The 24,006-nt window shown below is 68.8% G+C and carries 27 protein-coding genes; 11 read left to right on the top strand and 16 right to left on the bottom strand.

Going from position 1 to position 24,006, the window contains the following annotated elements:
- The first annotated feature begins 37 nt into the window (after positions 1–37).
- Positions 38–523, top strand: a complete 486-nt coding sequence (locus ABDZ81_RS01520) for a peroxiredoxin family protein (protein ID WP_343772053.1) — start codon at positions 38–40, stop codon at positions 521–523.
- Between the two features lie 173 nt (positions 524–696).
- Here ABDZ81_RS01520 and purH read toward each other — a convergent pair whose 3' ends face one another.
- The gene (purH, locus tag ABDZ81_RS01515; RefSeq protein ID WP_343772052.1) at positions 697–2,313 is read right to left on the bottom strand and encodes a bifunctional phosphoribosylaminoimidazolecarboxamide formyltransferase/IMP cyclohydrolase; all 1,617 of its coding nucleotides are present in this window, start codon (positions 2,311–2,313) and stop codon (positions 697–699) included.
- Positions 2,314–2,482: 169 nt separating this feature from the next.
- On the opposite strand from purH, the gene purB reads away from it, so the two are divergent.
- The 3 genes from purB to ABDZ81_RS01500 all read left to right on the top strand — a co-directional run bounded on the left by purB (position 2,483) and on the right by ABDZ81_RS01500 (position 6,152).
- Positions 2,483–3,865 carry an adenylosuccinate lyase gene (purB, locus tag ABDZ81_RS01510; protein WP_343772051.1) on the top strand — a complete coding sequence of 461 codons (1,383 nt, stop codon included), beginning with the start codon at positions 2,483–2,485 and terminating at the stop codon, positions 3,863–3,865.
- A 105-nt stretch (positions 3,866–3,970) separates the two neighbouring features.
- Positions 3,971–4,525: a maltose acetyltransferase domain-containing protein gene (locus ABDZ81_RS01505; RefSeq protein WP_343772049.1), complete on the top strand. Its 555-nt coding sequence runs from the start codon at positions 3,971–3,973 to the stop codon at positions 4,523–4,525.
- 220 nt (positions 4,526–4,745) lie between these two features.
- Positions 4,746–6,152, top strand: a complete 1,407-nt coding sequence (locus tag ABDZ81_RS01500) for a DUF4397 domain-containing protein (protein ID WP_343772048.1) — start codon at positions 4,746–4,748, stop codon at positions 6,150–6,152.
- A gap of 33 nt (positions 6,153–6,185) precedes the next feature.
- Here ABDZ81_RS01500 and ABDZ81_RS01495 read toward each other — a convergent pair whose 3' ends face one another.
- The 9 genes from ABDZ81_RS01495 to dapA all read right to left on the bottom strand — a co-directional run bounded on the left by ABDZ81_RS01495 (position 6,186) and on the right by dapA (position 14,797).
- A complete protein-coding gene (locus ABDZ81_RS01495; RefSeq protein WP_343772046.1) occupies positions 6,186–6,974 on the bottom strand; it encodes an ABC transporter permease subunit in 789 nt (262 codons plus the stop codon).
- Entirely contained in the window at positions 6,974–7,915 is a 942-nt protein-coding gene (locus tag ABDZ81_RS01490; protein ID WP_343772045.1) for an ABC transporter ATP-binding protein, read from the bottom strand. The genes ABDZ81_RS01495 and ABDZ81_RS01490 overlap by 1 nt, the downstream gene beginning before the upstream one ends.
- A gap of 74 nt (positions 7,916–7,989) precedes the next feature.
- Complete coding sequence (locus ABDZ81_RS01485; protein WP_343772044.1) at positions 7,990–8,856, bottom strand: hypothetical protein; 867 nt, start codon at positions 8,854–8,856, stop codon at positions 7,990–7,992.
- An 89-nt stretch (positions 8,857–8,945) separates the two neighbouring features.
- Entirely contained in the window at positions 8,946–10,100 is a 1,155-nt protein-coding gene (locus tag ABDZ81_RS01480; RefSeq protein WP_343772043.1) for a M20 family metallopeptidase, read from the bottom strand.
- A complete protein-coding gene (dapF, locus tag ABDZ81_RS01475) occupies positions 10,100–10,987 on the bottom strand; it encodes a diaminopimelate epimerase (RefSeq protein ID WP_343772042.1) in 888 nt (295 codons plus the stop codon). The genes ABDZ81_RS01480 and dapF overlap by 1 nt, the downstream gene beginning before the upstream one ends.
- A 13-nt stretch (positions 10,988–11,000) precedes the next feature.
- Positions 11,001–12,287, bottom strand: a complete 1,287-nt coding sequence (gene lysA / locus ABDZ81_RS01470; protein ID WP_343772041.1) for a diaminopimelate decarboxylase — start codon at positions 12,285–12,287, stop codon at positions 11,001–11,003.
- A 10-nt stretch (positions 12,288–12,297) separates the two neighbouring features.
- Positions 12,298–13,128, bottom strand: coding sequence for a 2,3,4,5-tetrahydropyridine-2,6-dicarboxylate N-succinyltransferase (locus ABDZ81_RS01465; RefSeq protein WP_343772039.1), 831 nt, complete (start codon positions 13,126–13,128; stop codon positions 12,298–12,300).
- Positions 13,125–13,883 carry a 4-hydroxy-tetrahydrodipicolinate reductase gene (dapB, locus tag ABDZ81_RS01460; RefSeq protein WP_343772037.1) on the bottom strand — a complete coding sequence of 253 codons (759 nt, stop codon included), beginning with the start codon at positions 13,881–13,883 and terminating at the stop codon, positions 13,125–13,127. Before dapB ends, ABDZ81_RS01465 begins: the two co-directional genes overlap by 4 nt.
- The gene (gene dapA, locus ABDZ81_RS01455; protein ID WP_343772036.1) at positions 13,880–14,797 is read right to left on the bottom strand and encodes a 4-hydroxy-tetrahydrodipicolinate synthase; all 918 of its coding nucleotides are present in this window, start codon (positions 14,795–14,797) and stop codon (positions 13,880–13,882) included. The genes dapB and dapA overlap by 4 nt, the downstream gene beginning before the upstream one ends.
- Positions 14,798–15,187: 390 nt before the next feature.
- Here dapA and ABDZ81_RS01450 point away from each other — a divergent pair, with 390 nt between their 5' ends.
- Together ABDZ81_RS01450 and ABDZ81_RS01445 are read left to right on the top strand one after the other, a co-directional pair.
- The gene (locus ABDZ81_RS01450; protein WP_343772035.1) at positions 15,188–16,012 is read left to right on the top strand and encodes a M48 family metallopeptidase; all 825 of its coding nucleotides are present in this window, start codon (positions 15,188–15,190) and stop codon (positions 16,010–16,012) included.
- A 65-nt stretch (positions 16,013–16,077) separates the two neighbouring features.
- The gene (locus tag ABDZ81_RS01445; RefSeq protein WP_256392601.1) at positions 16,078–16,575 is read left to right on the top strand and encodes a LabA-like NYN domain-containing protein; all 498 of its coding nucleotides are present in this window, start codon (positions 16,078–16,080) and stop codon (positions 16,573–16,575) included.
- A gap of 86 nt (positions 16,576–16,661) precedes the next feature.
- Here ABDZ81_RS01445 and ABDZ81_RS01440 read toward each other — a convergent pair whose 3' ends face one another.
- On the bottom strand, positions 16,662–16,838 hold the full coding sequence (locus ABDZ81_RS01440; RefSeq protein ID WP_343772034.1) for a hypothetical protein: 177 nt from the start codon (positions 16,836–16,838) through the stop codon (positions 16,662–16,664).
- 161 nt (positions 16,839–16,999) lie between these two features.
- Here ABDZ81_RS01440 and ABDZ81_RS01435 point away from each other — a divergent pair, with 161 nt between their 5' ends.
- Together ABDZ81_RS01435 and ABDZ81_RS01430 are read left to right on the top strand one after the other, a co-directional pair.
- A complete protein-coding gene (locus ABDZ81_RS01435; RefSeq protein ID WP_343772033.1) occupies positions 17,000–17,542 on the top strand; it encodes a PUA domain-containing protein in 543 nt (180 codons plus the stop codon).
- Positions 17,543–17,622: 80 nt separating this feature from the next.
- Entirely contained in the window at positions 17,623–18,678 is a 1,056-nt protein-coding gene (locus ABDZ81_RS01430) for a DUF5787 family protein (RefSeq protein ID WP_343772032.1), read from the top strand.
- A gap of 24 nt (positions 18,679–18,702) precedes the next feature.
- Here the strand turns inward: ABDZ81_RS01430 and ABDZ81_RS01425 are convergent, their stop codons facing one another.
- Positions 18,703–19,200: a DUF5797 family protein gene (locus ABDZ81_RS01425; RefSeq protein ID WP_343773350.1), complete on the bottom strand. Its 498-nt coding sequence runs from the start codon at positions 19,198–19,200 to the stop codon at positions 18,703–18,705.
- Positions 19,201–19,294: 94 nt separating this feature from the next.
- On the opposite strand from ABDZ81_RS01425, the gene ABDZ81_RS01420 reads away from it, so the two are divergent.
- The 3 genes from ABDZ81_RS01420 (at position 19,295) to ABDZ81_RS01410 (ending at position 20,706) form a co-directional block, all read left to right on the top strand.
- Complete coding sequence (locus ABDZ81_RS01420; protein ID WP_343772030.1) at positions 19,295–19,552, top strand: DUF5789 family protein; 258 nt, start codon at positions 19,295–19,297, stop codon at positions 19,550–19,552.
- 103 nt (positions 19,553–19,655) lie between these two features.
- Complete coding sequence (locus ABDZ81_RS01415; protein WP_343772028.1) at positions 19,656–19,967, top strand: transcription factor S; 312 nt, start codon at positions 19,656–19,658, stop codon at positions 19,965–19,967.
- A 178-nt stretch (positions 19,968–20,145) separates the two neighbouring features.
- Complete coding sequence (locus ABDZ81_RS01410; protein WP_343772027.1) at positions 20,146–20,706, top strand: DUF6517 family protein; 561 nt, start codon at positions 20,146–20,148, stop codon at positions 20,704–20,706.
- 37 nt (positions 20,707–20,743) lie between these two features.
- On the opposite strand, the gene ABDZ81_RS01405 is transcribed toward ABDZ81_RS01410, so the two are convergent.
- From ABDZ81_RS01405 to ABDZ81_RS01390, 4 genes are all read right to left on the bottom strand, one after another.
- Positions 20,744–20,938, bottom strand: a complete 195-nt coding sequence (locus tag ABDZ81_RS01405) for a hypothetical protein (RefSeq protein ID WP_343772026.1) — start codon at positions 20,936–20,938, stop codon at positions 20,744–20,746.
- A gap of 74 nt (positions 20,939–21,012) precedes the next feature.
- The gene (locus tag ABDZ81_RS01400; protein WP_343772025.1) at positions 21,013–21,744 is read right to left on the bottom strand and encodes a tRNA (adenine-N1)-methyltransferase; all 732 of its coding nucleotides are present in this window, start codon (positions 21,742–21,744) and stop codon (positions 21,013–21,015) included.
- Positions 21,741–22,136: a nascent polypeptide-associated complex protein gene (locus ABDZ81_RS01395; protein ID WP_343772024.1), complete on the bottom strand. Its 396-nt coding sequence runs from the start codon at positions 22,134–22,136 to the stop codon at positions 21,741–21,743. Before ABDZ81_RS01395 ends, ABDZ81_RS01400 begins: the two co-directional genes overlap by 4 nt.
- Before the next feature lie 102 nt (positions 22,137–22,238).
- Positions 22,239–23,990 (bottom strand): histidine kinase N-terminal 7TM domain-containing protein, encoded by a 1,752-nt coding sequence (locus tag ABDZ81_RS01390; RefSeq protein ID WP_343772023.1) that lies wholly within the window; start codon positions 23,988–23,990, stop codon positions 22,239–22,241.
- Between the last annotated feature and the right edge of the window lie 16 nt (positions 23,991–24,006).

Genomic DNA, 24,006 nt, shown 5'->3' with positions numbered 1-24,006 from the left:
CCCCGACGTATAACAGCCGGAGCGTGGTCGTCCACCTATGGGAATGGAAGGCGAGCGGGCGCCCGACTTCACGCTCCCCAGCACCGCCGGCGGGGACGTGTCGCTCTCGGATCGGCTCGAAACCGGACCGGCCGTCGTCATCGTCAACCGCGGGCACTGGTGTTCCTTTTGCGCGGAACAGCTCCAGACGTTCAGCGAAGTGTCCTACGACCTCTGGTTCCACGAGAAAGTCGACGTACTGCCGATCGTGGTGGACCCGCTCCCCCGCGTGACCGAGATGCGCGACCGGTACGACCTGGAAATCCAACTGCAGGCCGATCCGGACGGCGAGGTCGCCGAGCAGTACAGCGGGACCGAGCAGACGAGCCACGGACTCACCGGCATCTCCGGCGTGTACGTGATCGACGAGAAGGGGACTATTCGGTACGAGCAGGTCGCGGACAACCCCGCCGATCGCGTCTACGGGAACTACGTCCGGTACTACATCCGGAACGACTACGAGCCGCCGTTCGGCGGCGACTGAGGGGATTCGCCGCGCTCGATAGCGGACTTCCGGCACTCCTTCGCTACCGCTCAGTCATGCCGGAAGCACCGAAAGACCCCCTTCGGTCGTCTTTCGAGCGTTAGACACACTCTTTCCCTACGATCAGTCGTGTCTAAAGCACCGTCAGAGCAAGCCCTGACGAGTTTCCGTCACTAATCGTGCCGGAAACAGCGCTGGCCGGTAAACACCATCGCGACGTCGTGCTCGTCGGCCGCTTCGATGACGTCCTCGTCGTTGACCGAGCCGCCGGGCTGGATGACGGCCTCGATGCCGGCGTCGGCGGCGAGCTCCAGCGCGTCCGGGAACGGGAAGAAGGCGTCCGAGGCCATCACGGCGCCCTCGGCGTCCTTACCCTCGGCGTCGGAGTCGGCTTTCATCTTGGCGATCTCGACCGCGTCGACGCGGGAGACCTGTCCGGCGCCGACGCCGACCGTCTCGGTGCCGTCGGCGAACAGGATCGCGTTGGACTTGACGTGCTTGATCGTCTGCCAGGCGAAGAGCAGCGATTCGAGCTGCTCGTCGGTTGGCTCGCGCTCGGTGACGACTTCGAGGTCGTCGACGGTGAGCGACTGGCGGTCACGCTCCTGGACGAGGCGACCGCCGGCGAGGCGCTTCTCGGTGTGGTGTTCGACCGGCGTGTCCAGACTCCCGACGTCGAGCACGCGCAGGTTGTCCTTCTCGAACAGCGCGTCGAGGGCGTCGTCGGTGTAGCCCGGCGCGACGACGACCTCCTTGAACGAGTCGGTGATCTCGGCGGCGGTCTCGGCGTCGCACTCGCGGTTCAGCGCGACGATGCCGCCGAAGGCGCTCTTGGCGTCGGTCGAGAGCGCGTCGCGGTAGGCGTCGGCGAGGGTGTCCGCGACTGCGGCGCCGGCGGGGTTGGTGTGCTTGATGACGGCGGCGGCGGGGTCGTCGTACTCCTTGACGAGATTCAGCGCGGCGTCGGCGTCGTTGTAGTTGTTATAGGAGAGGCTCTTGGCGCCCTCGTTGAGCTGCTCGGCGTTCAGAACGGAGGCCTCCTCGCAGGAGTAGTCGGCGTACGCCGCGGCGTCCTGGTGGGGGTTCTCGCCGTACCGGAGGTCGGCGACGCGGTCGCCCGACGCGAGGAAGCGCGCGGGGAGCTGCTCGTCCGAGTTCTCGGGCGTCCGGACGACCTCGTTCGCGTAGTCGACTTCGACGCTGTCCTCGGCGAACCACTTCACGGCGCGGGGGTACGCCTTGAACTCGCCCTCGTAGAGCACCCGATCGGCCAGATCCTCCTCGTCGTCGCCGTCGTACACCGGGATCGGCTCCTGGGTGACGATCGGCCCGGCGTCGACGCGGGACTCGACGACCTGGCCGTCGTCGTCGGTGGCGTCCGTGACGACGTGGACGGTACAGCCGGTGACGTCGACGCCGGCATCGAGGGCGTCGCCCCAGGCGTCCATGCCGGGGAACGCGGGCAGCAGCGAGGGGTGGACGTTCAGCGTCTCGGGCTGGGCGTCGAGGAACGTCTCCGAGAGGATGCGCATGTAGCCGTCGAGGCAGACGAGATCGTAGTCGTACCCGTCGAGCGCCTCGTTGACCCGTTCCTCGTGGGCCTTCCGACCGAGCCCCTCTGGCTGTTCGACGACCTCGGTGGGGATGCCTCGCTTCTCGGCCTTCTCGAGAACCGGCGCGTCGGCGTCGTTGGTCAGCACGACCGCGAGCTCGGCCCCGCCGGGGGCGAGATCCGCGACGTGCATCAGGTTTCGTCCGCGATTGCTCGCCAGGCCAGCGATCCGTGTCATGTGCGGAGAGGGGCGCGCGGAGGCAAAAGTAGTTGCGATACCGACCACCGAAATATGCACGCACGTGATTATATTCACGCCGCGTCGGGCAGAGGGGGCGGTGATGTATCCACGTCTGTGGTTCCAGCGTTCCGACACGCTTTTTGTCGCCGGCGGGGCAGCCTAGCCCATGACAGAATCGCTGTACGCCGTCTCGCCGCTCGACGGGCGCTACGCCGGTCGGACCGCGCCGCTCTCGCCGTACGCCAGCGAGGCCGGGCTGATGCGCGCCCGGATCCGCGTCGAGGTCGAGTACCTGATCGCGCTGGCCGATCTGGACGAGACCGAACTCGGACTGGACACCCAGGCCCGGGCGACGCTGCGGGCGCTGTACAAGAACTTCACCGAGGAGGACGCGAACGTCGTCAAGCAGCTCGAAACCGAGGGGTACGCGGGCTACTCGGCGACCAACCACGACGTGAAGGCCGTCGAGTACTTCATCCGGCACCGGCTCCCCGACGACATGGAGCACGTCTCCTCGTGGATCCACTTCGGGCTCACCAGCGAGGACGTGAACAACCTCGCCCACCGCCTGCTCGTGCGCGACGCCATGGAGGACGTGATCGTTCCCGAACTCACGAGCGTCCAGAGCGCGCTGACGAAGCTCGCCCGCGAGTACAGGGACGTTCCGATGCTCGCTCGCACCCACGGTCAGCCCGCCACGCCAACCACGTTCGGCAAGGAGATGGCCGTCTACGCGGCCCGCGTCGGGCGGGCGCTCGGGCAGGTCAAGCAGGCAAAGAGCGACCTCGCCGGCAAACTCGGCGGCGCCAGCGGCACGTTCGCGGCCCACGTCGCCGCCTACCCCGACGTCGAGTGGCGAACCTTTGCCCGCGAGTTCGTCGAGGGGCTCGACCTGGAGTACGCTCCGCTCACGACGCAGGTCAACCCCTGCGACGATCTGGCGAACCTGTTCGACGCGCTCGGCCGGATCAACAACGTCCTCCTCGACCTGGATCTCGACGTCTGGCTGTACGTCAGCCAGCGCTACCTGGGCCAGGAGGCCGCCGAGGGCGAGACGGGCTCGTCGACGATGCCTCACAAGGTCAACCCGATCGACTTCGAGAACAGCGAGGGCAACCTCTCGAAGGCCAACTCCGATCTCGACTTCCTCGCCGACTACGTCACCACCTCGCGCCTCCAGCGCGACCTCTCGGACTCGACGGTCAAGCGTAACATCGGCGCCGCGCTATCTCACTGCCTGATCGGCTACACGAAGCTCCAGAACGGCCTCGACAAGGTCGTCCCCAACGAGCAGGTGATGCGCGAGGACCTCCAGGGTACGCCCGAGGTCATCGGCGAGGCCGTCCAGACGATCCTCCGCCGCGAGGGCCACGAGGACGCCTACGAGCAGGTCAAAGAGCTCACGCGCGGCGAGCGCGTCACGATCGAGGACTTCCGCGAGCTGTTCGACGACCTCGACGTCGACGACGAGACCCGCGCCGAACTGCGCGCGCTGACGCCCGAGACGTACGTCGGGCTGGCCGACGAGCTCGTCGGCGATCTGGAGTAGCTCCGCTCTCGAACGCCGAGATTCGTTGCAGTGACACGGCGGAAGCCGTCCGCCGCACCGTGCGAACGGGCAATCTTTTCTCGCCCGCCCGGAAAGAGAACCGACGTGCCATCCGAGAAGGAGAAGATGCTCGCCGGCGAGCCCTACGATCCGTCGGATCCCGACCTCGTCGCCGAGCGCGAGCGAGCGCGACGCCTCACACGCAGGTTCAACGACGCCGACGCGAACGACACCGAAACGCGGGGCGAGCTGCTGGGTGAACTGTTCGGCTCGGTGGGGGAGAACGTCACCGTCGAGCCCCCGTTCCGCTGCGACTACGGCTACAACGTCCGCGTCGGCGACGATTTCTTCGCCAACTTCGATTGCGTGTTTCTCGACGTCTGCCCGATCGAGTTCGGCGACGAGTGCATGCTCGGCCCCGGCGTCCACGTCTACGCCGCGAGCCACTCCGTCGATCCGGTCGAGCGCACGTCCGGAACGGAGCACGGCAAACCGGTCACCGTCGGCGATCGGGCATGGATCGGCGGCCGCGCGGTCCTGAATCCCGGCGTCACGGTCGGCGACGACGCCGTCGTCGCGTCCGGCGCGGTCGTGACCCGGGACGTCCCCGACGGCGTCGTGGTCGGCGGGAATCCCGCGGAGATCATTCGGGAAGTGTGAGGACCGCGTCGGGTCCAGTCACGCTGTCGGCGTCTAGTCGGACCTCGAAGACGGTCTTCGACCCGGCACGCCAGACCGCGACGTACTCCTCACAGGTACTTGCAGTTACGAACGAAATACTCTCACATACTAACTCGAAATTGGGTCTAAATGAGGTCGTTTTGGTAATTCTTTTCGGCATTACGTTTTATCTCACCGTTTCGACCTTCGAACCGTCGCTATGCAACAGCAAACGCGCCGAACGATTCTGAAGACGACGGGGGGAGCCGTAGTGCTGGGGACGCTCGCGGGCTGTACCGGGGGCGATTCCGACGACGAGGGGAACGACAACGAGTCGACCGGCAACGAGTCGGACGACTCGATGGACGAGGAGGAGGAAGAAGCGACGATGGCGAACCTGCGCGTCGCACACCTGGCGCCCGACGCGCCGAACGTCGACGTGTACGTCGACGGCGACGCCGTTCTCGAGGACGTGCCCTACCGCGCGGTCAGCGAGTACATGGAACTCGAGACGGGCACGTACGACGTCCAGATCACTGCCGCCGGCGATCAGGATACGGTCGTCTTCGACGACGAGCTGGAGGTTCCGGAAGGCGATTTCACCGTCGCCGCGCTGGGCGAACTCGCCGAGGAGAACCAGCCGTTCGCCCCGGCGGTGCTCGAAGACGATCTGAGCGACCCGGGCGAGATGGCCCGCGTCAGGCTCGTTCACGCCTCGCCCGACGCGCCCGCGGTCGACGTCACCGTCGCCGAGAGCGGCGACGCACTCGTCGAAGGCGCGGCGTTCGGCGACGCCGCCGCGGTCGAGGTCCCGGCAGGCAGCTACACGCTCGAGGTTCGACCCGCGACCGAGAACAACGACGGCGACGTCGTCGCGACGTTCGACGTCGAGCTGATGGCCGGAACCGTCTACTCGGCGTTCGCGGTCGGCTACCTCACGCCCGACGAGGCGCCGGCCGACGCGCCGTTCGACCTCGAAGTGGTCGTCGACGCCGGGCCGGAGATGGGCCAGCTTCGAGCCGCCCACATGTCGCCCGACGCGCCGAACGTCGACGTGTACGTCGACGGCGACGCCGTTCTCGAGGACGTTCCCTACCGCGCGGTCAGCGACTACCTCGAACTGGCGACCGGGAGTCACGACGTGATGATCACCGCCGCCGGCGACCAGGATACGGTCGTCTTCGACGAGACGATCGAGCTCTCGGACGGCGCCTACTCCGCGGTCGCGCTGGGCGAACTCGCCGAGGAGAACCAGTCGTTCGCGGTCGAGCTCTACGAGGACGACCTGAGCGATCCGGGCGAGATGGCCCGCGTCCGGCTCGTCCACACGTCGCCGGACGCGCCGGCGGTCGACGTCACGCTCCACGGAAGCGGCGACGCGCTGTACGAGGACGTCGCGTTCGCCGAGGCGGCGACGGCCGAAGTTCCGGCAGGGAGCTACACGCTGGAGGTCCGGCCGGCGACCGAGAACAACGACGGCGAGGTCGCCGCCACGTTCGACGTCGAAGTGATGAGCGGCGGCGTCTACACGGCGTTCGCGACGGGCTACCTCATGCCCGGCGACGCGCCGGCCGACGAGCCGTTCGACCTGGAGATTGCGGTCGACGCCGAAGCCGGCGGCGACTGAGTCCCGGTCGGCCCTCCGAGCGTTCGACGCCACTCACTCCACGTCTTTTTGCCGGAACCACTCCCGACTCGCCAGCACCAGCGCCGCCGTGCCCGCGAGCAGAATCGCGGCGCCCGCGAAATCGTACGTCCCGTCGACGAGGATGTCGCTGGGCGCGTAGTACCGCGTCGGCGAGAGCGCGCCGAGCGGTTCGACCGCGGTTCCGGCCACGACGGACTCGAACAGGAACAGCGCGAAGACGGCGCCCGCCGCCGCTCGCTGGGCGAGCGACGCGCGGTCGACCGCGACCGACGCGACCAGCCCGATCGCGCCGCAGGCCAGCAGGTACGGCATCGAGAGGACGTGGGCCATCAGGATGCGGGCCATGTTCACGTCCTCGGCGATCGCGAGGACGCCGACGAACACGACGACCGGCATCACCGCGTTGGTGACGACGAGCGGCACGAACAGCGAGGCGAACTTTTCGAGGAGCAGGCGGCTCCGCGTGATCGGCAGGGAGAGAGTCACGTCCATCCGGCCGCGCTCGACGTCGGCGGCGATCAGCCCCGCGCCGGCGTACGCGAAGTACAGCCCGAGCAGGATCACCCACGCGAACGCGTACAGCTCGGTCGCGAGGAACCCCTCGATCGTGTTGAGCGTCCGGATGCCGAAGGCCTCGACGAGCGACGGCGGGTACGCCTGGATGATCTCGTCGAGGTCGGCCGCGCCGGTGATCGAGGGGAAGAGCAGCACGTACATCGTCGTCAGCGCGGCGATGCCGACGGTCATCGCGAGCGATCCTTTCAGGCGCTTGCGACCGGCGTACCGGGCGATCTCGAGCATCACCGATCGCCCCCGTCCGACTGCTCACTCTCGTCGTCCCCGTAAAATCGCATGAACACGTCTTCGAGCGGCGCCTCCTCGACGTCGAACTCAAGCAGATCGAAGCCCGCGAGAAAGTCCGCGAGCTCGTTCACGTCGCCGGTGTACGTGAAGCTCACTTCCGTCACCCGTCGAGCCTCGTCGTCGGGCGCCTCGACCCGCTCGATCACGGGGTCGTGCGCGCCCGCCAGGTCGATCTCCTCGGGGTCGATGTCGCCGGCGACTCGGAAGTGGACCGACTTGCCCGACCGTCCGAGCAGGTCCGCGACCGTTTCGACGGCGACCATGCGCCCCTCGCGGATGATCCCGACGCGGTCGCAGATCTGGCGCACCTCGCTGAGCACGTGCGAGGAGAGAAAGACCGTCGTCCCGCGATCGCGCTCCTCGCGGACGAACTCGTTGAACCGGCGCTGGAGCAGCGGGTCGAGCCCCGAAGTCGGCTCGTCCATCACGACCAGATCGGGGTCGTGCATGAACGCCTGGACGAGCCCGAGCTTCTGGACGTTGCCCGTCGAGTAGTCCCGGATCGGCCGGTCGAGCGGCGGCTCGAACAGCTCCAGCAGTTCCTCGCGACGCTCGTCGCCCTTGATCGACGCGTGGAGGTCGAGCACCTCGCGGCCCGTTGCAGTTTCGTCGAACGCGGGATTCGCGGGCAGGTAGCCGATCCGGCGCTTGGCAGCCACGAGTTCGGACTCCTCGCGCACGTCCGCCCCCAGCACGGTCGCGGTGCCGTCCGTCGGTGACTGAAACCCCATCAGCGTGCGGATCGTCGTCGTCTTGCCGGCGCCGTTGGGGCCGAGGTAGCCGAACACCTCCCCCGCCTCGACGTCGAACTCGACGTCGTCGTTGGCGAGCACGTCGCCGTAATCCTTCGTGAGCCCGGAGACCTCGATAGCGCTCATCGGATTAAGGTCACGCGGCGGGAAGAAAGTCGTTGCGACGCGCTCGGCCGTACCCGTCGCGTCGACGCCGCGGCTCAGTCGGCGTCGCTCGGCGGGTGGTGGAGGTCCGCCCAGTAGTCGGTCCCCTCGTATCGGACGAGGAACTCCCCGCCCCAGTCGGAGGGCTCGACGGCGTCGTGGGCGCGGAACCGCTCTGCGAGCGACGAGAAGGCGTCGCTGACCGATCCGTCGTAGTAGCCGCCGTCGATCGCCTCGTCGACGATCTCCCGTTCGGCGTCGCTCAGTCCGGAGAGTTCGAACAGGTGTTCCTGACGAACTCGCTCGGCGAATGTGGCGGCGTCATCCGCAGCTTTCGTCGCCTCGTAGCGGTACTCGTAGGCCGCGACCTCGTCGCTGCCCAGCACTTCGAAGGGAAACCGCTCGCCGTCGCGTTCGACCGCGCCGTACGCCGCTTCGGGGACCAGCACCGACGCCTCGCGGTCGGCGTCGTCGTAGATCGCCGATGCGCCGACGGCGCCCTCGCGCCCCTCCGGCGGCGGGACGATCCGGCCGAGCAGCTCCCGGTCGACTTCGGGCAGCTCGTCGAACGCGATCGTCGCGGCGTCGGGCGCGCTCTCGCCGGGGTCGACCCTGATCGTGACGCGCAGCCTGTCGCCGATCCGCGACTCCGAGCGCGAGAGGTCGTAGTACGCGCCGTCGAACGCGATCGGGCGGTCGACGTCCAGCGGCGGCCGCGTGCCGGATGCCGTCGCGGAGCCGTTTTCGGCGGCCGATCGGATGATCCGCCGCGACTCGCGATCCGGCGGCGACACCGACGCGCGCTCGGCGATCTCCTCGTCGGACACCGCCGTCATGGTCAGCACCGCCCGCGGGTCGGCGCAGCCGGCCAGCGCGACGGAGAGGGCGCCGGCCGCGCCGGCGAGGATCTGTCTGCGCTTCATCACTAGATGGTTTGACACCACCGGTGTATGCTTTGTGCTCGGTCGCAGGTCGAGAAACGGTGAATCTACGTCGAAAGAGGGAGGTGAACTTAGTCGTCGCGCCCGACGAGGTCGTCGAGCGTCCGCGTTACGGCGTCGGCCGCCCGCTCGACCTCCTCGATCGGGACGTACTCGCGCTCGGAGTGTGCCACGGCGCTCTCGTCGTCGGCGAGGTAGCCGGGGCCGAACACGACCGTCGGCGCGTGGGCCGCGAAGTACGACGCCTCGGTCGCCGCGGTGAAGGGCCGCACCGCCCCGCCGGCGGCGTCCGCGAGCGTCCGGACCAGCGGGTCGTCGGCGTCGGTCGCGAACGCTTCCAGGAAGGGGCTCTCGCGGTCGGTGAGATCGAACGCGACGCTCACGTCGTCCGGAACCCGGTCGAGGACGTGGGCCTCCAGCGCGCTCCGGAACCCCTCGCTGGTTTCGGGCGGCACCGAGCGACGGTCGACGACGACCTCGCAGCCGGCGGGGACCTGATTGGTCGCCGCGCCGCCCTCGATCGTCGTCGGCGTCAGCGTCGGCGCGCCGAGCGACTCGTGCGGGGCGGGCGTGTCGTCGCGCTCGGCGAACGTCTCGACGGCGTCGATCACCTCGCGCACCGCCGCGACGGCGTTGACGCCGTCGTCGGGTTCGGCGGCGTGGGCGCTCTCGCCGCCCAGCGAGATCGTCCCCTGGAACCGCCCCTTCGCGGCGTTGCAGACGTCTAATCCTGTCGGCTCGCCGACGATCACGGCGTCCGGCGGCGCGGCGCCCGGGACGAGTTCCTCGACGTCGAGCGCCGCCGCGCCGGTCGACAGCGTCTCCTCGTCGGGCGAGACTGCCAGCGTGAACCGGCCTGCGCCCGGGTCCACGGACAGAAAGCCCGCGAGCAGCGCGGCGAGCGGTCCCTTGGCGTCGCAGGAACCCCGACCGTAGATTCGCTCGTCGTCCCGGTCGTAGGGGACGTGGGGCGGGACGGTGTCGACGTGCGTGTTGAGCACGACGTGAGTGTCGGAAGCGCCGTCCGCCGACTCCCCCGTCCGCGTCGCGATCGTGTTCCCCGCGTCGTCGACCGTCGCGTCGACGCCGTGCTCCGCGAGGGTGTCGACGAGAAGGGATCGCATTTCCTCGATCGACTCGGTCGAGTCGATCGGAACGGCCTCGTCGAGGAAGGCGACGGGGTCGAACGAGCCGGATTCGACGCCGAGATCGCTTTCGCCGTCCATCAGAACCCGCCTCCGAGCGCGTCGCCCAGCGGATCGACCCGATCGGCGTACTCGAACGCGACCGGGCCGCGCAGCACGGCCGGCCCGTCGTCGGGGACGCGAATGTCCAGATCGCCGCCGGGCGGGCTGACGGGGACCGCCTCCTCGTCGGTGTGGCCGAGGCGTCGAGCGACCGCGGCGATGGCGACCGCGCCGGTGCCGCAGGCGTCGGTCTCGCCCTCGACGCCGCGCTCGAACGTGCGCTGGCGGAACCCCGCTCCGTCGGCGGCGGCGACGTTGACGTTCGTTCCGTCGGGGAACGCGTCGGCGTGGCGGACGGTCGGCGCGACCTCCTCCAGATCCACCGCATCCACGTCCTCGACGAACGCGACGGCGTGCGGGACGCCGGTGTTGACCGCCGTCACGGTCAGTTCGCCGACCGCTTCCTCGATCATCGGCTCGTCGTACGACTCGGCGAGCGGGACGTCCGCCGGCGCGAACGCCGGTTCGCCCATCTCGACGCTGACCTCGAATTGGCCGTTCTCCGCTTCCTCGACGGTCGCGCGCCGGTCGCCGGCGCCCGTCTCGATGACAAACTCCGTTTCGCCCGTGCGCTCGTGGGCCCAGGCGGCGACGACGCGGGCGCCGTTGCCGCACATCGCCGCGGTGCCGCCGTCGGGCTGGTACAGCGTCATCTCGACGCGTGTGGGACCGGCGTCGGCGTCGAGATCGAGCACGAGCACGCCGTCGGCGCCCGTGTGGGCGTCCTCGCGGTCGGCGCCGAGCCCGTCCGAGCGGTCGCAGTGCTCGACGGCGAACTCCGAGAGACTTGGGATCGCCGCGGCCTCGGCGGCTTCGATCACGACGAAGTCGTTGCCGGTGCCGTGGTACTTCTCGAAGGGTATCATGTACTCACCTCGCTCATAGCCACTCGACCTCCCGCTCGAGCCGCGTCACGTCCGCGATCGTCTCGCGGCGACGTGCGACCGCTTCCTCCTCGCCCGACAGCACGACCGTCGCGGGACGGGGCCGGGAGTTGTACTGGCTGGCCATCTCGTAGCCGTACGCGCCGGCGTTGCCGATCGCGAGCGCGTCGCCGCGGCGGCACTCCGCGATCGAGCGGTCGGTGCAGAACACGTCGGCGCTCTCGCAGATCGGCCCCGTGACGGTCTGTGCGAGGGCCGGCCGGTCGCCGGCGTCCGGCGCGACGTTCCGGATCGGGTGGTACGCGTCGTACATCGCCGGGCGCAGCAGCGTCGTCATGCCGGCGTCGACGCCGATCACGCGGCCGTCGGGCGTCTCCTTGACCGTGTTGACGTCGGTCAGCAGCACGCCGGCGTCCGCGACCAGATAGCGCCCGGGCTCGACGACGAGCGTGGCGTCGACCTCGCCCAGCGCCTCGCGCGTCGCCTCGGCGACGGCGTCGAGATCGAGCGGGTCCTCGTCCTCGCGGTAGGGAACGCCGAAGCCGCCGCCGACGTCGACGAACTCCAGGTCGACCGGCGCCGACCGCGCGAGGTCGCCCATCCGAGAGACGAGCTCGCGGTGGGAGTCGAGGTCCTCGCCGGAGATGCCGCTGCCGGCGTGGGCGTGGATGCCGACCACGTCGAACCCGCGGTCGTCGGCCTCGGCCAGTGCTTCGCCGGCGCGGGCGTAGGGGACGCCGAACTTGGCGTCGGCGCCCGTCGCGACCTTCTCGTGGTGGCCGGCGCCGACGCCGGGGTTGACGCGGACGCAGAGGCGTCCGTCGTACCCCCGATCCTCCAGCCGGTCGAGCGTGTCCATGGCGCCGATGGTGATCGTGAGATCGGAATCTCCCTCGGCCCAGCGCCCGACCACGATGTCGAGGTCCTCGGTCGGCGGGTTGACCGCCGTGTACTGAACCCGCTCGGACGGGACTCCGGCGTCGAGCGCGCGGACGGTTTCGCCGGCCGACGCGCACTCGATGCCCGCGCCCTCGGAGTGGACCGTTCGGAGGACGGGCCGGGCGGTGTTTGCCTTCGCGGCGTAGTGGACGTCGGCGTCCGGGAACGCGGCGGCGAGCCGGCGGTAATTCTCCCGAACGCGGTGGAGATCGAGCACGTACAGCGGGCTGGCGTACTCGGAGACGAGCCGGCGCAGCCGCTCGTCGTCCCAGTCGGCCAAGCGTCGGATCTCGGGATTCTCGGGCATCGTGCAGTCGGTTTCGATTCCGTCGTCGTTACTCATACCGTCAGGATCACTCCCGGAGCGCGTCCTCGCGCTCGGTGGCCTCCAGCGTCTCGTCCTCGATGTGGGTCGCGACCACGGCGGGCTTGAACGCGCCGCCCTCGATCATATCGTGGTCGCTGACCGAGGACTCGACGAAGCGCTGGAACGCCCGGCGCTCGGACGGCAGTTCGCCGTATATGACCTCCTCCTCGACGAGGTCGTAGACGGGGATCCGGGGCGTCAGGAGCGTGTTCTCGCCGACGACGCTGTTCTCGCCGACGACGAAGCCGCTCGTGACGCGGCAGCCCGCACCCAGCGAGACGCCGTCCTCGACGATCACGGGGGCGTCCTCGACCGGTTCGAGCACGCCGCCGATCAGCGTGTTGGCGCCGAGCTTGACGTTCTCGCCGATCTGGGCGCACGAGCCGACCGTGTCGCACGAATCGATCAGCGCGCCGTCGCCGACGTGGGCGCCGATGTTGACGAACGATGGGGACATCATGATACAGTCCTCGCCGAGGTAGGCGCCGCGTCTGATCGCGGTCCCGTCGGGCGTGTTGCGCGTGCCGCGCTCGTTCAGGTCGGCGGTCTCGCGCAGCGGCAGGACGTCGTGGTAGTCGACGCCGCCGTACTCGCGGGCGACCGTCTCGCGCAGGCCGAAGTTGAGCAGGATGCCCTGCTTGACCCACTCGTTTGCCTCCCATTCTCCACTACTCTTCTCGGCGGCCCGCACGTCGCCGGCTTCGAGCGCCGCGAGGAACTCGTCGAGCACGCCGAGTTGCTCGTCGGTCGCGTCGGCGGCCGTCAGCCCGCTCTGCTTGCGCTGCCACAGGTCGTCGATGTCGGATTCGAGGCTCATGAGTCGTCGATTACCGCGCCGAAGTTATACCAGTCCGGGTTTCGTCCCGCGAGCCAGACCGCGGCGTCCAGCGCGCCGGCGGCGAACACGCCGCGGTCCTCCGCTCGGTGCGAGAGGCTCAGAACCTCGTCGTTGCCCGCCAGGATCAGCTCGTGCTCGCCGCGGATGTCGCCCGCGCGCCGGGCGAACACGCCGATCTCGTCCTCGTCGCGCGGGGCGTGGCCCTCGCGGCCGTAGACGGGTTCGACGTCGCGCTCCTCCTGAACGGTCTCCAGGATGGAGTTGGCGGTCCCCGAGGGCGCGTCGACCTTCCCGTTGTGGTGCGATTCCATCAGTTCGAGGTCGTAGTCGTCGAGCGCCGCGACGGCGTCCCCGACCACGCGCTGGAGGACGTTGATCCCCCGCGAGAAGTTCGTCGCCTTGAGTACGGGAACGTCCTCGCTCACTGCGCGCAGGGACGCCTCGGCGTCCTCGTCGAACCCTGTGGTGCCGACGACGAGCGCGACGCCGGCTTCCGCGCAGGCGTCGGCGACCGACAGCGTCGCCTCCGGCGTCGAGAAGTCGACCGCGACGTCGACGTCGCGGTCGGCGAGGACGTCCGCGATCTCCGAAACCGGGCGGACGGGGACGCCGGATCGCTCGCCGGCCTCGCTGGCGACCCCGACAGCCACCTCGACATCGTCGCGCTCGACGCCGGCGTCGACGACCTCGCCGCCGGTGCGCCCGGTGGCGCCGACGACCGCGACGCGGGTCATCCCTCCACCTCCGCGGGGCTGGCCCCGCGGTTCTCCTCGAGCTCGTCGAGCAGGTTCGCGAGCTCGACGCGGTACTCCTCGGCGAGCCGCGAGAGCGGCGAGCGCAGCGTCGGCCGGCAGTGCCCGCGGATGTGCATCGCCTCCTTGACGGGGATCGGGTTGGTCTCGGTAAAGAGGGCCCGCGTCAGCGGGGCGAGTTCGTGGTGGATCGCGCGGGCGCGCTCGAAGTCGCCCGACAGCCCGGCGCCGACCATCGCGCAGGCGCGTTCTGGCTCGACGTTTGCGACGACGCTGATGCCGCCGGTCGCGCCGACCGACAGCATCGGCAGCGTCAGCCCGTCGTCGCCCGAGAGCACGGCGAAGTCCCGATCGCGCGTGCGCTCGACGATCTCGGAGATCTGGTTCAGGTCGCCGCTGGCGGCCTTGAACCCCGCGATGTTCTCGTGGCGCGCGAGCTCGACCGCGGTGTCCGGTTCGATGTTCCGCCCCGTCCGCGAGGGGACGTTGTAGACGATCTGGGGCAGGTCGACGGCGTCCGCGATCGTGCGGTAGTGCTCGATCAGCCCGCGCTGCTCGGGCTTGTTGTAGTAGGGTGAAATCAACAGCAGGGCGTCGGCGCCGGCGTCCGCGGCGCGCTCGGACAGCTCCAGCGCCTCGCGGGTGTTGTTCGAGCCGGTGCCCGCGATCACGGGGACGTCCTCGACGGCGTCGACGACCGTCTCGACGACCTCGACGTGCTCGTCGTGGGTCAGCGTCGCGCTCTCGCCCGTGGAGCCGACGGGGACCAGCCCGTCGACGCCCGCGGCCTCCAGTCGCCGGGCGTCGGCTCGCAGTTGCTCGTGATCGATGCTCTCGTCGTCCTCGAAGGGCGTGGCCATCGCCGGGTACACGCCGCTGAACAGGTTCTGTGTCATGTGTGGTGTGGGGTTCGCTCTTGGATCGTGTCTCGCGCTGTGGGTGTTTCAATCGATTGATCGACCGGCCGGCGCGCGCCCGGGACGAGGTCGCCAGCCTCGCCGCGAGCGCTCTACCGGGCCGGTTTTTTCAGAATAGCGACGGCGCTCCCGCTCGCGGCGCGGCGGCATCCGGCCGAGCGACGAACGGGACTGCTCACGATCGTACCGTCTTGTCGCTGCAACTTATCGTTTCTGGTGCCGGTCGACGATGTGACCGTCCCGGCCGCTCCACTGACTGCGAGCGCGAGTACGGTGCTCGGCGCCGACGCCGCGGCGGTCGGCCGCCAGCACGACCCTCTCTCGGTCGCGGTCGCACGATTTATCAGGGCCGAGCGGGAACGCTCGCGTATGAGACACCTCGGCCTGAAGGTACGGATGGCGATCGTCAGCACCATCCTGTTCGCGTTCTTCGCGTTCGCAGCGGGAGTGGCGACGATCGTGTTCAACCTGCCGCTGGCCGCAGTGCTGGTGCTCGCGGTCGCGTTCGCCGGGTTCCAGTACCTCGTCGGGACGAAGATGGCGCTGTGGAGCGTCGGCGCCGAAGAGATGCCCGAAGACGAGTACCGGGAGATCCACTACGCGGTCGAGGACATGTCGAAGGAGATGGGAATCAAGAAGCCGCGCCTGATGGTCGCCCAGATGGGCGTCCCCAACGCCTTCGCCACGGGCCGGAAGGGGAAGGGCACCGTCGTCGTCTCGACGGAGCTGATCCGACTGCTCGACCAGGACGAACTTGAGGGCGTGCTCGCCCACGAACTGGCTCACATCGCGAACCGCGACGTGGTCACGATGACGCTCGGCCAGTCGATCGCCGCCATCGTCGGCATCGCCGTCCAGTGGCTCGTGATCGCGACCGGCGACAACGAGATCGCCGACTTCGTGCTCGGCTGGATCGCCGGGATGCTGACCCAGATGTTCGTGATGATCTTCGTGCTCGCGATCTCCCGGTACCGGGAGTACGTCGCCGACAGCGACGCCGCGGGCGTCGTCGGCAGCGGCGAACCGCTCGCCCGCGCCCTCGAGAAGATCCAGCGCGGCGCCCAGGGACGGGAGAGCAACATCGACGACTCGGTCAGCGCGCTGTGTATCTTCGGCGACGGCGGCGGGATGAAGAAGCTGTTCTCGACCCACCCCTCCACCGAGGAGCGCATCCGCCGGCTCCGAAGCTACTGACGCCGCGGATCGAGCGGCAGCGTCTCGAACGAAGGTATTTATTGCCGCCCGGATGAACGGCAAGCATGACCGACATTCACTCCGGGCAGCGCGTCGCCGTGCTGGTCGACGCCCAGAACCTGTACCACAGCGCTCAGAGCCTCTACTCGAACAACATCGACTACTCCTCGCTCTTAGAGAAGAGCGTCCAGGGCCGGGAACTCACGCGAGCGATCGCGTACGTGATCCGCGCGGACTCCCCCGAGGAGGAGAGCTTCTTCGAGGCGCTGACCGACATCGGCTTCGAGACGAAGATCAAGGACATCAAGACGTTCAGCGACGGCTCGAAGAAGGCCGACTGGGACGTCGGGATGAGCCTGGACGCCGTCACGCTGGCCAACCACGTCGATACCGTGGTGCTGTGTACCGGCGACGGTGACTTCTCGCGGCTCTGCTCGCACCTGCGCCACGAGGGCGTCCGCGTCGAGGTGATGAGCTTCGAGTCCTCGACCGCCGACGAGCTCAAGGAGGCCGCCGACTCGTTCCTCGACCTGAGCGAGCGGACCGAGACGTTCCTGCTGTAGGGCGCTCGAAGTCGTCGCCGGAAGAGTCGAAACGATTCGAACAGCGGCCGCTACTCGGAGTAGAGAAATCTAGGAAAGGTACCCGTTCAGACGGTAGGACCGTCGTTCGTGACGCCGATCAGCAGCGAGCCCGCGGCCATGCCGAGCGCGGCGATGCCGCCGAGCAACATGGGAATCCCGGATCCTCTCGTACCGATCGCCAGCAGGAGCACGCTGGAGACCACCAGCAGCAGCGCCCCCAGACCGATCTTCGTCGTATCCATAACTGTACGTTGGGTTACGTTCCCGCGGCTTATAGCTTTCTCTCCGAACGCGTGCGGGTGTGATGGTACCGAATGGCAAATAACCACCACGTCCGATCACGATAGCAATACCCACACAGAGGTCGAAGCCCTTTCGCACCCCGAGTCCGAACGATCGCGGTATGACCGACGATTCGGGCGCCGGCGGCCTCGGCGACGACGGCGACGACCTTCGGCGCGTCGCGGACTACCAGTTCGGCGGCGGCGCCGGAGCGCTCCTCTTTCCCGAGGACGACGAGTACGAGGTCAAGCGCAGCAGTTCGGGGCGTCCGAGCCAGGTGCTCGCCGATGAGCAAAGCTCATCGAGCCCTCGCTCGGCGTCGCCTCGCGAGGACGCGGACGGCGGGCGGCTCGTCACGCTCGGCGTCGACGGCCGGTTCACGCTCGGCCTCGAGGGCGGGCGCAGGCTCGCCGACCTCGCCCATCCGAAAAACCGCGTCGTGGTGGGCGACGACAGCGAGCCGTTCGTCCGCGAGGGCAAGAACGCGTTCGCGAAGTTCGTCACCGAGGTCGATCCCGAGATCCGCCCGGACGACGAGGTGCTCGTGGTCCACGAGGAGGGCCGCCTGCTCGCCGTCGGGCGCGCAGAACTGTCCGCGGACGCGATGCTCGACTTCGACGCCGGGATGGCCGTGAAGGTTCGGGACGGTGCGGGCGACAAGTGAGCCGGTAGACGCCGAACACCGGTCGGCGCCGCGCGTCGACCACCGAATCGTTTTATCCGATCGGCCCCGTTGTGCGAGCAGTGACAGCCGCGCCGTCCTCGGAGTTCGAGTTCGAGTTGCTGGTCTGCCAGTGGGTCGAACGGGAGTGGCCGCCGGGCGGCGAGCGCGACGCGGACCGGGCCGTCCTGGTCGCCCGCCAGCTCGGCACCAAGCGGCGGCGCTGGGACACGATCGCGATCGAGGCCGACCGAGCGGCGCTCCGGCGGCGCGCGAACTTCGGCTTCCAACATCTGGACGGCGACCTGCTCCACGTAATTCAGAACGCGCCGGCCGGCTGGGCGTGGTACCGCGACGCTCTGCCCGATCCGGGCTACTCCTGGCGCTACGTCCGCGAGGCGATCCACGAGGCCGACGACCGCGGGATCCTCGACGTCCGCCGGGACGGCAACCGCATCGAGATCCGCCGGAAGTGGGTCTACCCCGACTGGGTCGACCGGATCGTCGCGATCGAGAACAAGCCCGATCTGGACGCCAGTGCGGCCAGAGCGCTGCGCCCGCAACTGGAGCGGGACGTCGCGCTCGCGCTGGCCGACGAGGCGTGGGTCGCGACGACCGCGACCGGCGAGCGCGTCGAGCCTGCCATCCTCGAAGATATCTCGGTCGAGGCCGGCGTGCTCGTCGTCGACCCCGGCGAGCGCTCGGCGTCGGTCGCCTGGCACCCGCGGTCGCTCGACGTCGACGCGCCGGGCACCCGGATCGAGGATCGGGCCGACGACGCCGACTCGGAGTACGTCCAGTCCGCGGGGACGTTCGAGTACGTCGACCCCGAGCGAAAGCGTGAGCTCCGGCTCCGGATCGCCGAACGCGCCTACGAGCGGGGGTGGCGCTCCTTTATCGACTCGATGCGGCCCGACTGCCGGCACTTCGAGCTGCGCGACGCCGAGGGCCAGTTGCTGCCACACTGCGCCGCGAAAGGCTGCACGCAGACGAGCGCGGAGTGTTCGGGCTCCTGCTCCGAGTACGAACCCGAGCCGCCGGCGTGGCGCCAGCGCGGCTGGCCGATCGAGGGCGGACCGGGCAAGCGCCTGCGGCAGCTGCTGGCGGAGCGGCGTCGACGGCATCGCCCGGGGCTGTGAGAGAAAACGGCGGCGAAAAACGGCTCAGTCCGACACTTCGACCTCGATCTCCTCGCGCTCGGCGGTCAGCCGGAACGTAGGGACGCTCCGGTACTCGACCTCGACGACGCCCTTGCGCCGCAGACTCTGGAGCCCCGAGCGGACGTCTTCGGTGTCGGGGTCGACGTCGTAGGTCTCCCGCAGCGAGTGGAGCACCGACACCACGCTCTCGGAGCGCTCGTCGGGGCCGGCGAGCACGTCCATGATCTGGGCCTGGAGCTCGGGGACGCGGACGACGCTCGGTACCTCGTCCTCCTCGCCCTCGACGCCCGGCTCGACGTCGACCATGTCGTTGGCCTCCGACGTCGCCCGGATCAGGCTGTTGTCGTCGCGGTAGTAGTAGTCGCTCAGCTCCGATTCGAGGAACTGGTGGACCTCGCTGCCGCTGTCGAGCTCCCACCGCTCCTGCAACTCGCCGTTCTTCGTCGGCTGGAGCTCGACGACGTCGGCGAGCCGGTCGCGAGCCTCCTCCGAGAGCGTCATCGCGTCGTGGTATCGGGGCGCCAGTACTTGCCAGTTCTGGATCCGGCGTCCGCCGGGGCACACGTAGAAGGGCGGTGCTGTCGTAGGTGTTCCCATGAGTCGAACTACCAGACTCAGCCGCGTCGAGGAGGTACTGGCCGAACTGGATTACCCCGTGGTACGCGCGGACGCCGCCGACGAGCTGTCGGACGTCACGCTCGAACTCGCCGACGGCGAGGTGAACCTCGGAGAAATCGTCTCGGAGACGTCCAGCGACTCGTTCGAGTCGGCCGAGGAACTGGAGAGCGACCTCAACAACGCACTTCCGCGGGAAGCCGTCGGCGAGCCGTACCAGTCGGAGGGGGAAGGATAGCTCCCGTCTCGGCGGGCGCGCCGGGTCGTCCGGCCGCCGCGGTCGCGACGGCGAACGGCGACCGCGGGTGTTAAAACCCCGCCGCGGATAAGGTGGGCCAACAATGGAGTTTTGCGACGAGTGCGGTTCGATGATGAAAGCCGACGACGAGCTCTGGATCTGCGACAGCTGCGGCAACAAGCAGCCGAAGAATCCGGACGCCAACTACGTCATCACCGACGATCAGGAGGCCAGCGAGATCATCGAGACGGGTAAAGGCGAAAGCGGCCTGCCGAAAACTGACGCGCGCTGTCCCGAGTGCGAGAACGATCGCGCGTACTGGTACATGCAGCAGATCCGCGCCGCGGACGAGTCCGAGACTCGCTTCTTCGTCTGCACCGAGTGCGAGCACAAGTGGCGCGAAGACGACCACTAATTACGACCTTTTTCGCCCTCGGGTTCGCTCGGGCCAAAAAGCTCGGCCAAAAACGCTGCGCCTCGTTCCGCTCGGCGCAGTGAACCGCGCTCGCTTCGCTCGCGCGGATGCTCTCGCAACAGTGATATTTGCTAACGAACACCAGCCATCATTAGGCTGGACGCCGTAGCCGAAACTGATGGCCGCGACGCCGCCGCAGGTGACCGCGGAGGGGATCGAGGAGTGGGAGTGCGTCGAGGCGTCGGTCGATACGCTGTTCGACCTGCCCGTGGTCGCCGTCGAGGGGTACACGCTGGTCTACGAGGACGCCGCGCTCCGGGAGCAACTGCGACGGGCGACCGGCGAGGACGTGACGCGCTTTTTCTTCGCGACGCAGCTTGCCTTCGAGCCGGCGCTCTCGCCGCGGGTCGAGGCGCTGCTCCATCGCACGGTCGCCTCGGCCGCTCAGGGCGCCTTTGCCGATCGGCTGGAGGACCGGGGGCTGACTGATATCCAGCGCGCCGGGCGCCGCAAGATCACGCTCGGTGATCACAGGCGCGCGAGTGCGGTGGCGTTCACCGCCGATTACGAGGTCGAGGGTGCGACGCTGCCGATCGAGGGGCTGATCGCGGTGTGGCGCGACGACGGCTTCACGATCGCTGGGGGCGCCCACCCGGTCGGCGACGGCGGGCTCGGCGTCGAGATCGAAGCGGAGCGCTACGAGGACGAACTGGTAGAACTGATCGGCGGCGTCGCGTAGCGGGACGTCGGTGCGGTCGCCCGCGCCGCGATCGAGTTCAGTCGAGGCCGGGAACGTCCTTCCCGCATTCGGGACACGAATCGTGCGGCCTGGGATAGCCCAGGAGCCAGCCCTCCTTGCTGAAAAAGTTGCCACAGTCCGTACACACTCGGACCCGGCTCTTGAGCACATATTCTACCGTCCACTGGAGGAACAGCAGGCACAAGATGAATAAGAGGATGAGGCCGAGCATGTCAGGACACTGTAAGGGGTGAGCAATAAATCCCCACTTCTGCGCAGGAAAAATCGCAGCTCCGGAATCGTCCCTCAGACGTTCCGCGCGAACGTCAGGTAGCCCGTGTGGCCGACGCCGCGGGTCGAGGGGCGCGATCCGCGGTCGTCGAAGTCCATCTCGCGCTGGATCGTCTCCTGGCTCTCGACGTTCGAGAGCCCGGTTTCGCGGGCCGCCTCGACGACCTCGCGCGTGTTCTCGACGAACGGCGAGTACACTGCGACGAACCCGCCGTCGGCGAGCAGGTCCGGCGCGCGTTCGACGACGTCGGGGGCGTCCTGCGTGTCCAGCGTGAGCAGGTCGAACTCTCCGAAGTCGTCGCGCTCGTCGATCGCGTCGAGCACGTCGCCGCTGTTGACGTCGACGCGGTCCGCGACGCCCGCCAGCTCCATGTTCTCGCGGGCGACCTCGGCGAACTCCGCTTTCCGCTCGAACGTGGTCACCTCGGCGCCCATGCGACCCAGGTACGCCGAGAGCACGCCCGTTCCGGTGCCGGCGTCCAGAACGCGGTCGCCCGACTGGACGCCGACGTGACCGACGAGCAGTCCGATATCGCGGGGCATCATCGGCGCGCCCGTCCGCTCCATGTGGTGGAACAGGTCGGGCGAGCGCAGCCGCCGGACTTCGAACGGCTCGTCGAGGTGGGTCGTGATCGTGTCGCCGGGTTCGACGTCCTCGGGGACGTCCAGCACGCCCAGGTCGGTGCCAAAGTCCTCGCCGGGTTCGACGAGGAACTCGCGGTCCCCGCGGACCACCAGGACCGTCACTCTAGCTGGTCGACCGCGGCGGCGAGATCGCCGTCGTTCTCCTCGAGCGCCTCGCGGGCGGCGTCCTCGCTGGCGCCGGTCCGCATCGCGACGATCTCGACGTCGTCGTCCGGGACGCCGGCCGACTCGTCGGTAGCGTCCTCGCTGTCGCCGCTCTCGATGGCTCCCGCGGCGCTGCCGGCATCCCGCTCCTCGGGGGAGCCGACGACCTGGTAGGTCTCCTGGCCGCGCGCGTCGATCTTGTTGACGTCGACGTCCTCGAACACGAGGTCGGCGTCGTCGGTCTCGATGACCACGCGGTTGGCGTCGAGTTCCTCCATGTCGACGCCCATCTGTTCCATCATCTGCTTCATCTTGCGCGGATCCATTCCGCCGCCGCCTCCTCCGAACATACCCGGAGGGTGGCTCCCTGTCGGGAAATAATTGACGCAAGCCGCCGGCGCGCGGTCGCCGCCGAAACCGCTTCGAACGGCAGCTGTGGCCGTAATCGGGCTTTAGCGCTCGCCCGCGTCGTCGTCGACTAGGTCGGGTATCACGAGTTCGACCGTCGTCCCGTGCTCGTCCGCGCGGAAGGAGAGGTCGCCGCCGAGCGCGGTCACGCCCGTCTTGACGACCCACAGCCCCAGCCCGCTGCCGTGTTCCAGCGACGTCTCGGAGCCGTCTTCGAGCACCGCGACTTCGGTCCGTGGGATGCCGGGGCCGTTGTCGGCAATCTCCAGTCGGATCGCTCGTCCGTCTCTGACCGTTCCGATCGTTCGCACGGTGACGGCAGGCTCGGCGGCGTCGTTGTGCTGGACGGCGTTTTCGACCAGATTGCCGACGACGAGGCCGAGCAGCGTCGGGTCGGTGCGCACTTGGAGTGACTGCGGAACGTCGATCTCGACGTCGGCCCGACGAGCCGTCTCCGTGCCGGGGCCGGAAGCGACCTGCACCGCGGCGTCGACCTCGGCGACCTGCCGCTCGATCAGCGATCGGAGATCGACGACCGAGGGCTCGGTCCCCTCGCGGACGGAGCGGTCGAGTTCGCGCGCCCGGTCCGCGAGGTCGAGCAGTTGTCGGCTCTCGTCGACGACGATCGACGCCGCGTCGGCGAGTTCCGGGTCGTCGATCCCCGATTCGAGCCGCGAGGCGTGGCCGGACACGACCGTCAGGTCGTTCCGGAGATTGTGTCGCAGCACGCGGTTGAGCACCGCGAAGTGGCGCTCGCGCTGGACGATGTCGGTGACGTCCTGCAGCGCGACCGTGTAGCCCAACCGACGCTCGTCGGCGCCGTAGAACGGCGACGCGGTGACGCGGTAGTGGCGGCGCCGTCCGTCTTCGAGCAGTTCGACGTCCTGTTCGTTCCGGTCGAGATCGACTGTCGCCGAGAGGTGGTCGTCGAGCGGGTCGCCGACGATAGGCTGGTCGTCGGCGTCCAGCAGCGGGGCGGCGGCCGCGTTGAACGTGATGATCCGCCCGCTGTCGTCGACGATGACGACCGGCGTGTCGACGTCGTCGATCGCGGTGCGCTCGCCGATGCGTCGGGTCGCAGGATCGAACTCGAACATGTCGCCGCCGAACAGCGCGTAGGCGTCGAGCAGCATGTGGGGCACGAGCGTCAGGGGCAACACGTTCACGCGCGGTGCCGGACCGAGTTCGAAGACGTACGACACGAGCGCGAGCGTGGGGAGCACCGGCGTGAGCGCGAGCGCGATCGTCTGGAGTCGGAACAGGCGCCCGTAGCTGACGATCGTCTCCAGGAGGACGACGAGCGAGGCGGCGATGAGCGTCGCGATCAGTGCGAAGCCGGCGACGAGGCCGACACCTCGGTCGTAGTCCGCGGTCGCGGCGCCGTAGGCCGGTTCGACCCGGAACTCGCTCCACGCGAGGTGGTGGAACGAGTTCGTCGCCACCAGCACCGTCAGGACGCCGACCGCGACGACGACGCCGGCCACCGGCGCCGACCGGAGCAGACGCCCGCGACCGGTGTACGCGAGCGCGAACGCGAACCAGCAAAACGCCGCCCAGCCGCCCGTCAGCCAGAACAGCGCCTCCAGCCCGGCGCGGAGCGCGATCGGGTCGAACACCGTCAGCCCGGCGCCGTAGCTGAAACAGACCGCCGCCATCGCCCCGACGAGCGCGACGAACCACGTCCCGCCGGGCCGACCGCGGTACCGACGAACGAACCACAGAAGCGACAGGTTCGCGAAGCCGGCGCCGACGGTGAGCGCGGCCAGCCACGAGAGTCCGAGCGACGGGGACGTCACGCTCACGACCTGCGCG

Origin of the sequence: Natronoarchaeum mannanilyticum (assembly GCF_039522665.1) — an archaeon.
GTDB classification, from domain to species: Archaea; Halobacteriota; Halobacteria; order Halobacteriales; family Natronoarchaeaceae; genus Natronoarchaeum; species Natronoarchaeum mannanilyticum.
This window is presented reverse-complemented; position numbering and strand designations above follow the sequence as displayed.

Bases quoted from the DNA above. Each gene is read 5' to 3' on its own strand.
- ABDZ81_RS01520 (WP_343772053.1), top strand. From the start codon at position 38: ATGGGAATGGAAGGCGAGCGGGCGCCCGACTTCACGCTCCCCAGCACC.
- purH (WP_343772052.1), bottom strand. From the start codon at position 2,313: ATGACACGGATCGCTGGCCTGGCGAGCAATCGCGGACGAAACCTGATG.
- purB (WP_343772051.1), top strand. From the start codon at position 2,483: ATGACAGAATCGCTGTACGCCGTCTCGCCGCTCGACGGGCGCTACGCC.
- ABDZ81_RS01500 (WP_343772048.1), top strand. From the start codon at position 4,746: ATGCAACAGCAAACGCGCCGAACGATTCTGAAGACGACGGGGGGAGCC.
- ABDZ81_RS01495 (WP_343772046.1), bottom strand. From the start codon at position 6,974: ATGCTCGAGATCGCCCGGTACGCCGGTCGCAAGCGCCTGAAAGGATCG.
- ABDZ81_RS01490 (WP_343772045.1), bottom strand. From the start codon at position 7,915: ATGAGCGCTATCGAGGTCTCCGGGCTCACGAAGGATTACGGCGACGTG.
- ABDZ81_RS01485 (WP_343772044.1), bottom strand. From the start codon at position 8,856: ATGAAGCGCAGACAGATCCTCGCCGGCGCGGCCGGCGCCCTCTCCGTC.
- ABDZ81_RS01480 (WP_343772043.1), bottom strand. From the start codon at position 10,100: ATGGACGGCGAAAGCGATCTCGGCGTCGAATCCGGCTCGTTCGACCCC.
- dapF (WP_343772042.1), bottom strand. From the start codon at position 10,987: ATGATACCCTTCGAGAAGTACCACGGCACCGGCAACGACTTCGTCGTG.
- lysA (WP_343772041.1), bottom strand. From the start codon at position 12,287: ATGAGTAACGACGACGGAATCGAAACCGACTGCACGATGCCCGAGAAT.
- ABDZ81_RS01465 (WP_343772039.1), bottom strand. From the start codon at position 13,128: ATGAGCCTCGAATCCGACATCGACGACCTGTGGCAGCGCAAGCAGAGC.
- dapB (WP_343772037.1), bottom strand. From the start codon at position 13,883: ATGACCCGCGTCGCGGTCGTCGGCGCCACCGGGCGCACCGGCGGCGAG.
- dapA (WP_343772036.1), bottom strand. From the start codon at position 14,797: ATGACACAGAACCTGTTCAGCGGCGTGTACCCGGCGATGGCCACGCCC.
- ABDZ81_RS01450 (WP_343772035.1), top strand. From the start codon at position 15,188: ATGAGACACCTCGGCCTGAAGGTACGGATGGCGATCGTCAGCACCATC.
- ABDZ81_RS01445 (WP_256392601.1), top strand. From the start codon at position 16,078: ATGACCGACATTCACTCCGGGCAGCGCGTCGCCGTGCTGGTCGACGCC.
- ABDZ81_RS01440 (WP_343772034.1), bottom strand. From the start codon at position 16,838: ATGGATACGACGAAGATCGGTCTGGGGGCGCTGCTGCTGGTGGTCTCC.
- ABDZ81_RS01435 (WP_343772033.1), top strand. From the start codon at position 17,000: ATGACCGACGATTCGGGCGCCGGCGGCCTCGGCGACGACGGCGACGAC.
- ABDZ81_RS01425 (WP_343773350.1), bottom strand. From the start codon at position 19,200: ATGACGCTCTCGGAGGAGGCTCGCGACCGGCTCGCCGACGTCGTCGAG.
- ABDZ81_RS01420 (WP_343772030.1), top strand. From the start codon at position 19,295: ATGAGTCGAACTACCAGACTCAGCCGCGTCGAGGAGGTACTGGCCGAA.
- ABDZ81_RS01415 (WP_343772028.1), top strand. From the start codon at position 19,656: ATGGAGTTTTGCGACGAGTGCGGTTCGATGATGAAAGCCGACGACGAG.
- ABDZ81_RS01410 (WP_343772027.1), top strand. From the start codon at position 20,146: ATGGCCGCGACGCCGCCGCAGGTGACCGCGGAGGGGATCGAGGAGTGG.
- ABDZ81_RS01405 (WP_343772026.1), bottom strand. From the start codon at position 20,938: ATGCTCGGCCTCATCCTCTTATTCATCTTGTGCCTGCTGTTCCTCCAG.
- ABDZ81_RS01395 (WP_343772024.1), bottom strand. From the start codon at position 22,136: ATGTTCGGAGGAGGCGGCGGCGGAATGGATCCGCGCAAGATGAAGCAG.